The 11,891-nt window shown below is 41.4% G+C and carries 13 protein-coding genes; 11 read left to right on the top strand and 2 right to left on the bottom strand.

The features are described 5' to 3' along the window. The 11 genes from AC4CU3_RS04640 to AC4CU3_RS04590 all read left to right on the top strand — a co-directional run bounded on the left by AC4CU3_RS04640 (nucleotide 1) and on the right by AC4CU3_RS04590 (nucleotide 9,656). The gene (locus AC4CU3_RS04640) at nucleotides 1-294 is read left to right on the top strand and encodes a phage baseplate plug family protein (protein WP_348958701.1); all 294 of its coding nucleotides are present in this window, start codon (nucleotides 1-3) and stop codon (nucleotides 292-294) included. Nucleotide 295: 1 nt separating this feature from the next. Then, nucleotides 296-1,261: a baseplate hub protein gene (locus AC4CU3_RS04635; protein ID WP_490738003.1), complete on the top strand. Its 966-nt coding sequence runs from the start codon at nucleotides 296-298 to the stop codon at nucleotides 1,259-1,261. After that, nucleotides 1,261-1,971, top strand: a complete 711-nt coding sequence (locus AC4CU3_RS04630) for a Gp138 family membrane-puncturing spike protein (RefSeq protein WP_348958704.1) — start codon at nucleotides 1,261-1,263, stop codon at nucleotides 1,969-1,971. Before AC4CU3_RS04635 ends, AC4CU3_RS04630 begins: the two co-directional genes overlap by 1 nt. A 41-nt stretch (nucleotides 1,972-2,012) precedes the next feature. Then, nucleotides 2,013-2,375, top strand: coding sequence for a contractile injection system sheath initiator (locus AC4CU3_RS04625; RefSeq protein WP_279664603.1), 363 nt, complete (start codon nucleotides 2,013-2,015; stop codon nucleotides 2,373-2,375). Beyond that, nucleotides 2,372-3,553 (top strand): baseplate J/gp47 family protein, encoded by a 1,182-nt coding sequence (locus AC4CU3_RS04620; RefSeq protein WP_490738002.1) that lies wholly within the window; start codon nucleotides 2,372-2,374, stop codon nucleotides 3,551-3,553. The genes AC4CU3_RS04625 and AC4CU3_RS04620 overlap by 4 nt, the downstream gene beginning before the upstream one ends. Next, on the top strand, nucleotides 3,546-4,139 hold the full coding sequence (locus AC4CU3_RS04615) for a baseplate wedge 1 family protein (protein ID WP_490738001.1): 594 nt from the start codon (nucleotides 3,546-3,548) through the stop codon (nucleotides 4,137-4,139). The genes AC4CU3_RS04620 and AC4CU3_RS04615 overlap by 8 nt, the downstream gene beginning before the upstream one ends. A gap of 2 nt (nucleotides 4,140-4,141) precedes the next feature. Next, a complete protein-coding gene (locus AC4CU3_RS04610) occupies nucleotides 4,142-5,110 on the top strand; it encodes a hypothetical protein (protein ID WP_490738000.1) in 969 nt (322 codons plus the stop codon). Between the two features lie 177 nt (nucleotides 5,111-5,287). Next, nucleotides 5,288-5,674 (top strand): hypothetical protein, encoded by a 387-nt coding sequence (locus tag AC4CU3_RS04605; RefSeq protein WP_004980415.1) that lies wholly within the window; start codon nucleotides 5,288-5,290, stop codon nucleotides 5,672-5,674. A 56-nt stretch (nucleotides 5,675-5,730) separates the two neighbouring features. Next, entirely contained in the window at nucleotides 5,731-6,309 is a 579-nt protein-coding gene (locus AC4CU3_RS04600; RefSeq protein WP_490737999.1) for a lysozyme, read from the top strand. A 520-nt stretch (nucleotides 6,310-6,829) separates the two neighbouring features. Further along, nucleotides 6,830-7,975 (top strand): phage integrase central domain-containing protein, encoded by a 1,146-nt coding sequence (locus tag AC4CU3_RS04595; RefSeq protein ID WP_279042710.1) that lies wholly within the window; start codon nucleotides 6,830-6,832, stop codon nucleotides 7,973-7,975. 337 nt (nucleotides 7,976-8,312) lie between these two features. Further along, nucleotides 8,313-9,656, top strand: coding sequence for an aspartate aminotransferase family protein (locus AC4CU3_RS04590; RefSeq protein ID WP_279042708.1), 1,344 nt, complete (start codon nucleotides 8,313-8,315; stop codon nucleotides 9,654-9,656). Nucleotides 9,657-9,724: 68 nt separating this feature from the next. Here AC4CU3_RS04590 and qhpR read toward each other — a convergent pair whose 3' ends face one another. After that, the gene (qhpR, locus tag AC4CU3_RS04585; protein WP_178927755.1) at nucleotides 9,725-10,759 is read right to left on the bottom strand and encodes an AraC-like transcriptional regulator QhpR; all 1,035 of its coding nucleotides are present in this window, start codon (nucleotides 10,757-10,759) and stop codon (nucleotides 9,725-9,727) included. A gap of 97 nt (nucleotides 10,760-10,856) precedes the next feature. Continuing rightward, nucleotides 10,857-11,861 carry a phosphotransferase gene (locus AC4CU3_RS04580; protein ID WP_279042705.1) on the bottom strand — a complete coding sequence of 335 codons (1,005 nt, stop codon included), beginning with the start codon at nucleotides 11,859-11,861 and terminating at the stop codon, nucleotides 10,857-10,859. Nucleotides 11,862-11,891: the final 30 nt, after the last annotated feature.

Raw genomic sequence — 11,891 nt, 5'->3', positions numbered from 1 at the left:
ATGGCCTTACATGAGATACCACTAACCAATACCAATCAGCAATTCAATGTTCGCCTTGGTTCGATCATTTATAAGTTACGTCTTATTTATCGTTTAGATGCATGGTACCTCGATATTTTAGACAGTTCGGGGCAATTGATACTTGCAGCAATACCATTGATTCAGGGTGTAAATCTTTTAGACCAACATCAGCACTTAATCAAAGGTGGCCTATTTGTACTGAATAGCAATGCTGACGAAAGCCAATCCTTTAATGATCTAGGTGTGAAAATTCAATTATTTTGGAGAGATTGATATGTCGCTACAGTGGGGAAGATTATGCCGGCTTACAATCCAAATTAATAAAGATGCTCCTGAGGCATTAGATCTATCAGACTTCCATATATATTTTCATATCTCCCAGCCCGCGACTGAAGCACCTAAGGCGGCTGAACTTTATATCTACAATATGTCTAAGGAAACGATGGATTTACTGTGTGGTATTGATGATCAGAAGATAGAAGGCCAGGTTATTCTTGAGGCTGGTTATGAAGATTCAGGTTTAGAAATCATATTTAAAGGTAAAGTCTTTCAGTATCGACGTGGTCGTGATAATCAAACAGATACATGGCTTTGCATCCTTGCTCAGTCAGGTGATGCTGCAAAGAATAACGCCATTATTAATCAGTGTGTGCCAGCAGGTACCAGTGTTGAAGAAACTAAAAACATCCTATTGAAAGGTTATGAAGATGCAGGTTTACAGCTTGGTGAGTCGCCGCAATTGTCTGACCAAAAGCTGATTCGGGGACGCGTACTATTTGGCTCTCTAGACACAACCATGAAGCAATTTAGCAAGGACAATGATCTGGCATATACATTGTCAGACGATGAAATTCACATGCGCATTATAGATAAACATACGATTGAACCTGTGCAGATTTTAAACCCGCAAACTGGTGTGATTGGAATGCCTCAATTAACAAGTGAGGGATTAAATATTACTTGTCTACTCAACCCCAAGCTTAAATGGGGCGGACGAGTTCAGGTAGATATGACCAATATGCAAACTGAGTCATATGATATTAACTACGGTGGCCAAATGGTCGACCAACCTTACAAGAACCCGAACTTAGCAACTGGAGCGGACGGGGTGTTTATTATCTGTTCAATTGAGAGAACGGGCGATAATCGCGGTAATGATTGGCATGACAGTTTAGTTTGTATCGCTGTAGGGGGCACAGTTCCGAAGTCTGGTGTTTCTATCACGGGGGTGGCAGGGTAATGGCAATTTCATTAAGTGAACGTTCACCCGATATGCTTCAAATCATCAAAGATGCGATTCAGGGAGAGCTCGCCAATCTATGGACGTCACTTCCATGCATTGTTGATAGCTATAATCCTGACGCCGTGACTGTTGTTGTACAACCCGCAATTAAAATCCCAGTAAAAAAAATAGATGGATCAATTGAATTGGTGCTGATGCCTTTACTTATGGATGTACCAGTCATGTTTCCTTGTGCTGGAGGATTTACCATTACCCACCCTATTAAGGAGGGTGATGAGTGTTATGTCTCACTGGCAGCTCGAAATATCGATATTTGGTGGCAATCAGGTGGTATTCAAAACCCTTTTGATACTCGAAAGCATGATCTGTCAGATGGGTTTGCATTTTTTCGTCCGCAATCGCAGGCGACAAAAATTAGTGATATTTCTACAACAGATTTAGAAATTCGGAACGATGCCAACACCTGCAAAATTCAGATTACACCTGCAGGTGAAATTCACTTTATTGGCACTAAATCAGTTTTTCATCATCCTGTTGAAATGCAAAAAACATTAGATGTATCAGGCGCGGCCAGTATGCAAACCACCTTAGATGTAACTGGCAAGTCCACACTTACAGGTGGGGCTTCTGTCGAGGGCATTGAATTTAAGACTCATAAACATGGTGGGATTCAACGTGGAGGGGGTGATTCTGATGGACCAAAGTAAATTAACGTTAAATGAGGGGTCGCTGAGAGGCGGCTTTTTTTATGCGCTATAGAAAACTTGATGAAAATGGCGACTACGTCTTTGGGGTCGGGGTGAATAGTTTTCTAATTAATTCGCCTGAGGCAGTAGCACAAGCTGTTTTAACTCGCCTGAAGCTTTGGGTCGGTGAATGGTTTGCAGATACGTCAGACGGTACGGGATGGAATCAGTCAATTCTGGGGAAGCGGTCAGGCAATTTATATGAGCTTACATTGCGACAACGAGTCCTAGAAACGCCCGGTGTACAGAGCATAGAAGAGTTCGAAGGAGACTTAGATCCAGAGACACGAAAGCTCACCGTTTCAATTGTGCTGAACACTATTTATGGAAACATAGAATTATTAGAAGAGGAGCTTAGAGCATGACTATTTCGTCGGTTGCAGTTGTTATGACTGATGCAGGACCAGTAGCTCCAACCTATTTTGAAATTGTTGAATATTTAAAATCTGAAAATCGAAAAATCTACGGTGAAGATATTTACCTCGAAAATGATTCGCAGGATGGGCAGTGGATTGGTGTTATTGCTAAGGCGATTGCTGACTGTAATTCTTCTGCCATTAAAGCTTATTCAACCATGTCGCCAAAGACTGCAACCAAGGAAGCATTATCGCGTAATGTCGCTTTAAACGGCATTAAACCTTCACCTGCGACGTATTCAACCGTCGATGTTGTGATCACTGGAGTAGCTGGCACAAGTATTACCAATGCCAATGTTTCAGATACCAGCAACAACATTTGGGTTCTGCCTGTATCTATTACCATTCCACCAGAAGGTACGATCGTTGTTACGGCTACCGCAGAAAAGGCGGGTGCTGTTATCGCTATGCCAAACACCGTTTCAGTGATTGGTAAACCAACTCGCGGTTGGCATGGTGTCAGCAATCCAAATTCATCGAGTGTCGGGCAGGATGCTGAGTCTGATACCAAGCTGAGACAACGTCAGTCATTATCAACCGCTAATGCATCAATGTCGCAGCTTGAGGGATTGCGTGGGGCGATCCTTGCGTTAAATGGTGTGACTCGATGTGTGACCTTTGAAAACAAATCAAGTCTCACTGATGAAAATAACCTTCCTGCAAAGTCTGCGTGTGTCGTTGTTCATGGAGGTGATTCCCACCAAATTGCTAAGCTGATGCATATTAAGAAATCCATGGGATGTGATTGGTATGGCAATACCGATGTGACTGTATTGAATGTTTATAACGAGCCTGATGTCGTTTCAATCTATCGTGCAGATGTGACAAATATCAGCTTCAAAATTTCCATTACAACCAAGGAATATTATAGTGCTGATACAGGAGATATTATTAAGAATCTTCTCGCTGAGTACACCAATGCCTTGAATATCGGCGACAAAATCACGCAGAACAAAATTACTGGAGTGACTAATTTATATGGCGCGGAGCAGTCACAAACCTATGAGGTTGTAAGTATCAAAACCATTGCAAATGGAATTGAGCATGCGGGTGATTACACTTTGCCTTTTGGTAATGTCGCCTTTTGTGATGCGACCACAATTACTATTGAGGTGACAAGTGGATAGTAAAAATACCAGTGAATATTTAGGCCTCGTCACCAGTCAGCATCGACAAAAAAGCAAGTTCATAGAATCAATAAGGGTTTCAGTTGATCCTATTGTCGGTTGCCAAAACTTGCTTTCTAAAATGAGCGAGCTCCATGATTTAGAAACCGCAACAGGTAATTGTTTGGAGCAATTAGCGCATTGGACGGGTACTCCGTTAATTATTCCTGGTGCAGCTCAGCTTGAGTATTTCGGCTTTATTGATCAAGAAAACGCTATGACATTTGGGGAAACAGATGATCCGAGTATCGGTGGATATTTTCGAGAATCGGGACAGTCGGGGACTGGAGGTCTAACCCCTACAGGTGATTTTTTAAGAAGACTGATCAAAGCAAAGATTCTTAAAAATAAGAGCACAGGAAATATCAATGAAACCAAAGCAATTCTTGAACTTGCGCTCAACCACAGTCATTTCAAAGTGTTTGATAACAAAGATATGACGGTGACTTTTAAAAACCTCGCTACGCAATTTACAACGATGCAGAGAATATTGGTGCAAATGTTTTTCCCATTGCCTGCAGGTGTTGAACTTATTATTGAGGATTAAAAATGGCTATTGAAAAGCTATCCGAATTTGCTAAAGATGGGCAAAAGAATACCGATGATTTAAATTTAACTGATGGATTTTCTGTTAGCAAAAAGCCTGCACGTCAGTGGTTTAACTGGTTATTCAACACATTGACTACCAAGATTAATGAAATTATTGATGGAAAGTTAGACTCTGATGCAACAGCAGTTGCCGCTCAGAAGTTACAAACATCACGACAGATTTCTTTTTCTGGTGCTGCAACCGGATCATTTAATTTTGATGGGAGTAAAGGAGAATCGTGCGTTTTAACGCTGGCGAATTCTGGAGCTGAAGCAGGAACCTACGGGACAACTTTAAAAATTCCTGTGATTACGGTAAATGCGAAAGGCTTAATTACGACAGCCACAACACAGGATATTCCGTCCGCGTCCACCAGTGCAAAGGGGTTGGTTCAACTAAATGACACACTAACCAGTACAAGCACAACTCAAGCATTAACTGCTGCACAGGGCAAGGCACTACAGGATGACAAACTGGGTAAGAATGAAAATGCTGCGTCAGCAACCAATTGCGGTCGTTCAGTAGTCGCAGGCAACGGCTTGTCTGGGGGGGGGGAGTTAAATGCTAACCGCACAGTGACGCTTGGAACGCCCAGCACAATAACAGCATCAACAGGGAATACTGTTAGCGCTTCAAGTCATACGCATAATTTAGATATAAATTCATTGCCGCTGCTTGGAGTTGGTCAGACATGGCAGAATGTATCAAGATCATTAGGATCAACATACACAAATAATACTGGTCGACCAATTCAAATTTCAATCTTTGCATCTGGAAGTTCTGGATCAGCCCTAGCTTTGATTATTGATGATCTTGAACTCCTGAGAACCAACCAATCTGCAACAGTCCAAACAACTGCCGTAATTCCCAGTGGTTCAAGCTATACCATGCATGGTGCTATACTGAGTAATTGGAAGGAGCTTAGATAAATGACAACACCTTACATTGACCCGAATATTATTTTCGCATCGCAAGCGCCTGATCAAGATAAGCCAGATACCTTGCAAGCTATGGGTAAATATTTAGCGAATTAACTTAATAACCATACACAACCCCGATCTTTAATTAGATCAGGGTTTTTTATTGCCAAAAATTAGGGGAAATAAATGGAACCAGTGTCCACAAGTGGTTTTGCTGCATTTTTAAAGTTCTACGGTGCAGCGATTATGGTCACTTTAGCGATAGCACTTGTTGCAACGGTTGTCATCATGATGCGTTTGCCACGCTCGCCACAAGAGTGGGCAGTGGGTTTGATTTGTACAGTTGTATCAAGTCTAACTGGTGGAGCATTCATTATCGTGAAATGGGGGCTACATGAGTGGGTAACGGACATTTGGGGAATGATTGCTTTAGGTGGGTTTTTCTTTGTATGCGGTTTACCGGGTTGGGCTGTTGTTCGATGGACCTTTAACTTCATCAATAAACAGGAGGGTAAAACTATTATTGAAGTGGTTAAAGAGCTTAAAGAAGCCAGAGAAGATTTGAAGAAATAACGTAACAAATGATATGCCGCCTTAGGGCGGTTTTTTAATATTCGAAGGAAAGTAAAATGAAACAGATATTTGATTATTTGAGAAAGATCAGCGGTGGGACACTTACTCAAAAACAAGTTGATGCTGCTAATCAAGTGATTCTAAAAGCCTCAGCTGCAACAGTGGCCGATATGTTGGGCCTAGCAATCGACCAGATGGTGGTCAGTCTTTTTGGTGTGGATATCATCTGCGGTTTTGAGGGTAAGCGGCTTGCTGCCTATGACGATGGAGTGGGAGTGTGGACGATTGGTTTCGGTACCACAGTTTATCCGAACGGCATTAAAGTTATGAAAGGTGATACCTGCACGGAAGCACAAGCTAAGACATACATGGCACATGATTTAAAGAAGTTTGAAGCTACTGTAAATAAGGCAGTCACAGTGCAACTTAATCAAAATCAGTTTGATGCACTGGTATCACTTGCCTACAACATTGGGACTAATGCATTTAGCAAATCGACGTTGGTTAAAAAGTTGAATGCCAATGATATTCGTGGTGCTGCAGATCAGTTTGATGTATGGGTGAATGCGGGCGGTAAACGTATGCAAGGGCTTGTGAATCGACGTGCTAAAGAAAAGGCTTTGTTTCTATCATGATCAAAGCATTATTGCTGTGCATCCTTTTATCAGGTTGCACAGCACATTCGATTTCGACAAAGGTGCATGTCACTGTATGTGTGCAGTGTGTGAATTAATGAAAATGAGGTAAGACTGATTTATTGAATGACTACTTTTTTACAAAGACATCTGAACCATTTACAGAATGCCTAGTTGAAATGAATAAGGTCTTGACAGGTTTTTTGACAGACTGACGTGTAAAACAGTCATATTCTATTAGAAATTAAAAGTGCAAACCCTTGTATTCAAAAGGTCTGAGTTTGATTGAGTTTTATTGTGTTTGATGTTTGCGGGTTCAACTCCCGCCACCTCCACCAAAATTCTTTCCGAAGTAGTCCATCGGAATATAAAAAAGCCTTTAAACTCAATGTTTAAGGGCTTTTTTATTGGCTGTATTGTCCGATACTGTCCTAAGCGATTTGACCCTATTTTTGCTTTGTGTGGGTAAAAATTGGCAAAATTTACCCAGAAATTAACACAACAAATTCTGGTTAAAGATATGTCACTCACAGATGCAGAATGTAGAAAAGCTCAACCGAAAGACAAGCAATATCGTCTATCAGATTCACATGGTTTATCGCTGATTATTACGACTAAAGGTCAGAAGTATTGGAATGTCCGCTATACTGTTCATGGGCAGCGTCAATCTGAGTCACTAGGACCATACCCAGAACTTAGTTTGAAAAAAGCTAGAGAAATGGCTTATGAACTTAAGTATAAACATTCAAAATCAGTACTTCATGAGGACATAAAGCCTTTCTTTAAAGAAGTAGCTGAAGATTGGTTTGAGAATCAGAAAGAAACGTGGTCCCCGAAGCACATTAGCAATGTCAGAGCATCTCTAGATGAATTGTATCTTTCATTAGAAAATAAGCGTATTAATCAGATTCAAGCTCCTGAAATTTTACAGATCATAAAAAAGATTGAGGCAAGAGGCTCACTTGAAGTAGCCAAACGTACCTTATCTCGCTGTGGCATGGTCATGAAGTACGCTATTGCACACGGCTATCGCTACGATAATCCTGCAGGTGATTTGGTCTATGCACTAAAAAATAAGCGTGTGAAAAATTTAGCATCATTACCTGCTTCAGATATGCCTGAATTTCTAAGAAAAGTTAGAGCTTATCCAAGTGATGCTCAGACACATCATGCCATCATTTTAATTATGCTGACTGGTGTTCGAGTCAGTGAGTTACTACAAGCACATTGGGATGAATTTGATTTGGAAGGGCGTAAGTGGGATATTCCTGAAGACCGCATGAAGAACCGATTGCCACATCGTGTGCCATTGACGGACATGATGATTGAGGAACTGAAAGCTTTAAGACTTTCTCATAATCAGGAACTGCTATTTCCACATCGTTTAAATAATAAAGAGCCTATGCGTAGTGAATCGATCTTAGCTGTGATTAAGCGTTCAGGTTATGTAGGACGAATGACTACACATGGGTTCAGATCATTATTTAGTACTGTCGTGAATGAGTCCAATTTATTTAACCCAGATGCCATTGAACGCCAGCTTGCCCACGTGCCACAGAACAGAATCCGCTCAGCCTATAACCGTGCGCAATATTGGGATGAGCGGGTAAGGTTGATGGAATGGTACGGGGAGCAAGTAAAAAATTGGATGAGTATTGCTAAATAGCTCAAAGTTCAGTTTGTATGTTGATAAATGAACATTACTAATATAGAGCCTGTAAATAAATTTCAGTAGTTTTATCATTTATTAGGGATGATGGAATTCAATTTTATTTTTTGTCAGGCTTCTTTAGCGAATTCATTTAAAGGCTATTTATTCACTTTTTATAGTAAAAGTGCTCAGATAGATATCCTATCGTTCGTATTGTGAAGAAATTATCTTATAAGATTTGACTTCAAAAATTACATATCGCGCTCTAAAGTCAAGTCTTTAAAATGAGCACTGTGCAATATAAAAATCATTCAAATGCACTAAAAAACAGTTTGTGAGAGAGGAATAGTAGATGAATACACGATCTACCATTATGGATACCAATAGCTTCCGTGCCGAGCATGCGAGTGCACTAGATTCTGAAACCCGAAAACTGACCGATCGACGTAGTCAAAATTTAGGCGAATCTTACCGCCTGTTTTATCGAAACCCTGTGCATCTCGTAAAAGGTCAAGGGCAGTATCTTTGGGATGCCGCAGGCAATCAATATTTGGATGCTTATAACAATGTTGCCAGTATTGGGCATTGTCATCCTGCGGTCATCAATGCTGTCAATGAACAAATGCAGATGTTAAATACACATACTCGTTATTTACATGAGCGCATTTTAGATTATACCGACGAGCTTTTAGCGACCACACCGACTGAAATTAACAAAGCCATGTATATGTGTACGGGTTCTGAGGCGAATGATTTGGCTATTCGTATTGCCCGTGAATACAGTGGTGGTACGGGCATTATTGTGTCTCAAGAAGCCTATCATGGTACTAGTGATCTTACTTCGGGCTGTTCGCCTGCGCTTGGTAAAGGACAGACCTTAGCTGCTACAACTCGTTTGGTGTCAGCACCTGATCAATATCGTTTTGAGGGCGAAGATTTAGGTGACTGGTTCGCCGCGCAAATTCAAGCACAAATTGATGATATGAATGCCAATGGCATTAAGTTTGCGGGCTTCTTAGCCGATTCCATTTTTTCATCAGATGGGGTAATGCCAAATCCTATTGGTTTTCTGAAAAAAGCAGTGGATGTAGTGCATGCCAATGGTGGTATTTTCATTGCTGATGAAGTACAGCCTGGTTTTGCTCGTACAGGCGATTCTTTTTGGGGTTTTGGGCGTCATGGTGTGGTGCCCGACATCATTACCACAGGCAAGCCTATGGGCAATGGTATTCCAGTATCAGGTTTACTCGCGAAAGATCATGTGTTGTCTGCCTTTAGTCAAAAAATCCCTTATTTCAATACCTTTGGGGGGAATCCTGTGGCAATGGCAGCGGCGCAGGCCGTGCTGAAAACTATTCAAGAAGAAGAGTTACAAGCCCATAGTCAGCGCCTTGGTGGTCTACTTTTGACAGAATTGCGTAAGCTGATGGAAAAGTATGACTGTGTTGGTGATGTGCGTGGTGCTGGTTTATTTATTGGTTTCGAATTGGTACAAGATCGTTTCACCAAAATGCCTGATAAAGCTCTGGCACTGGATTTGATTGAAGAATTGCGTAATACGCATCGTGTGCTGACCTCTGTTGCGGGACCATATGGCAATGTCTTGAAGTTACGTCCACCATTGGTGTTCCAAGAAAAGGATATTGATTGGTTGGTTGGAGCGTTGGATCAAGCCTTAAGTAAACTGCAAAAATAAACTTAAATGTCATACATATTTAACCCCGCTCAATGAGCGGGGTTTCTTTTTTATTGATGTCTTACCACTTAATGTCGTAATTGGCGTGGTGTACAGCCAAACCAACGCTTGAATGCACGGGAAAAGGCACTGACTTCGGAATAGCCTAATAAAAATGCTACTTCAGAAATCGGTAAATTCTTCTGTTGAATATAGTGTTTGGCCAGTTCATAACGAACTTGATCAATTAGTTGAGTAAAGGTGATGTCGTGTGATTTTAAGCGCCGTGATAAGGTACATGGACTCATATGTAAATCTAGTGCAACTTTTTCCAAGTTGGGTTCACCATGAATCAAATCTTGCTGAATGTGTGCACGGACTTGATTGGTTAAACTTTGTGACTGCGATTGCGTATTCAGAATTTTTAAAGTGTCGAGCATCATGGTGAGCAGCAACGGGTCTGACTGTGGCATTGCGGTTTTAAGGTCTGATTTGGCAATCAAAATTGAATTGAATGGCTGATCAAAAAACACTGATGCATTAAACAGTTTACTGTGTTCTTGCCAAAACTCGGGACGTGGGTGTTCAAAATGAATTTCGCGTGGTGAATAGTGTGTGCCCAAGACTTCACGAATTACATTCATAAACATGCCCACTGTGAGTTCGGCATCTTGTCGTCGCGATAAAATTGCACCATGCTGGACTTGGTAGTCGAAACGATAGGCATCATTGACTTCAACCATACGGCATAAAGTATCTTTTTGATGCAGATTAAAATGTGAGGTCATGTTCTTTAATGCATCTTCCAGCGATGCTGAACATAAACCAATATAGCCAATCAGTCCTAAAGCTTTGGGATGAAATTGCTGTCCATAATGCAGTCCGAAATTATCGCAATGTGATAGTTTTGCGGATTGTTCCAAGACTTCGCAATAATTGGTGAGTTGCAAACTGAGGGTGGGGCTGAGCAATAATTCAGGATTAATACCACTGATCCCAAAAATGCGATCGACATCGGCACCTTTCTGCAGAATAAAGTCACTTAGGCCTGTCGCGGCAGCTGATAAAATGCCTTGGTTGCTGATGTCTTGAGCGTTGATGGAGAGAGGATTAAATTGAATCATGCATAGCCTCTTTTAATACAGAACCGATATTGTTCTAAATTAAGCAAGAGCTATGCCATTCAATGCTTTACGGTTTGGTTCTGCCTACAGGTATTTTTTATATACCTGCTGGAATTTGGTTGTTAAGATATTTTTTGCAAAGTCGCACAGTTTCATCCGACCATTGCGCTCCCAAACTTTTGGCCATGTCGGTATAGGCATGTGAACCGAACCAAGCCATCAATTGGATTCTACGTTGCATAATAAAGGTGGGAACCAACGCATACTCTTCTGCACTCACATGCCCAATTTTTTCATAACCATTCAACCATTGTTCGACCCACTTGGGTGCAGCAGTATAGTGTTCATTAAAACTAATTGCTGCAGCTAAGTCATGCATAAACCAGCCCATGCCGCAGTCGTCAAAATCAATCACACCCACCTTTTTTTCATTCAACAACAGATTGGTAAGTCTGAGGTCAGCATGGATCAGCCCATAGTGATCTTTGGACTTCCCAAATTGATTTAGCTCGGTGGCAACACGGCAAATTGCCTCATCAATCACGGTATGATCTACCGATTTTAACTGTGGGGCATGACGCCAGTCACCCCAATGTCCATCGGCAAAAACCATACTTTCATGATCCCAAACAATACGTTGGAAGTCGGCTGGCATCTCCCATGTTTTACTGTGCAGGTGCAGTTGTGCTGTGATTTCACCCAACTGCTTAAAATCACATGGATCGACATTATCTGCTGTAGGCATTACACCTTTCACCCAATGAAAGAGCACTGCATGCCTTGAAATATCTGGACTGAGTGCCAAAGTTTGGACTTTATCTCCATGACAGTCGGCAATGGCAATCGGCACCGCGATGCCATGCGCATTTAACGCATCTAACCATGCTAGTTCACTTTCGATTTGTTGTTTGGAATGATAATTGGGACGATGAATGCGTAGTGCATATTGTTGTTGAGCGGTTTTCACAACAAAGGTGGCATTTTCAGATTGGCAGAGTAATTTGATCTCGCCTTGATAGCATGCTGGATAGGTTTGCATGGCTTTTTTTGCCAATTCGTAGAGTTGTTGAATGCTTAAATATTCATTTTGTTGGACGCTCATGTTGTACTCCTTTTCATGCTGATCTTGGGT

Source organism: Acinetobacter sp. 802_lipA, from assembly GCF_058242885.1.
This window is presented reverse-complemented; position numbering and strand designations above follow the sequence as displayed.

Bases quoted from the DNA above. Each gene is read 5' to 3' on its own strand.
- AC4CU3_RS04640 (WP_348958701.1), top strand. From the start codon at position 1: ATGGCCTTACATGAGATACCACTAACCAATACCAATCAGCAATTCAAT.
- AC4CU3_RS04635 (WP_490738003.1), top strand. From the start codon at position 296: ATGTCGCTACAGTGGGGAAGATTATGCCGGCTTACAATCCAAATTAAT.
- AC4CU3_RS04630 (WP_348958704.1), top strand. From the start codon at position 1,261: ATGGCAATTTCATTAAGTGAACGTTCACCCGATATGCTTCAAATCATC.
- AC4CU3_RS04625 (WP_279664603.1), top strand. From the start codon at position 2,013: ATGCGCTATAGAAAACTTGATGAAAATGGCGACTACGTCTTTGGGGTC.
- AC4CU3_RS04620 (WP_490738002.1), top strand. From the start codon at position 2,372: ATGACTATTTCGTCGGTTGCAGTTGTTATGACTGATGCAGGACCAGTA.
- AC4CU3_RS04610 (WP_490738000.1), top strand. From the start codon at position 4,142: ATGGCTATTGAAAAGCTATCCGAATTTGCTAAAGATGGGCAAAAGAAT.
- AC4CU3_RS04605 (WP_004980415.1), top strand. From the start codon at position 5,288: ATGGAACCAGTGTCCACAAGTGGTTTTGCTGCATTTTTAAAGTTCTAC.
- AC4CU3_RS04600 (WP_490737999.1), top strand. From the start codon at position 5,731: ATGAAACAGATATTTGATTATTTGAGAAAGATCAGCGGTGGGACACTT.
- AC4CU3_RS04595 (WP_279042710.1), top strand. From the start codon at position 6,830: ATGTCACTCACAGATGCAGAATGTAGAAAAGCTCAACCGAAAGACAAG.
- AC4CU3_RS04590 (WP_279042708.1), top strand. From the start codon at position 8,313: ATGAATACACGATCTACCATTATGGATACCAATAGCTTCCGTGCCGAG.
- qhpR (WP_178927755.1), bottom strand. From the start codon at position 10,759: ATGATTCAATTTAATCCTCTCTCCATCAACGCTCAAGACATCAGCAAC.
- AC4CU3_RS04580 (WP_279042705.1), bottom strand. From the start codon at position 11,861: ATGAGCGTCCAACAAAATGAATATTTAAGCATTCAACAACTCTACGAA.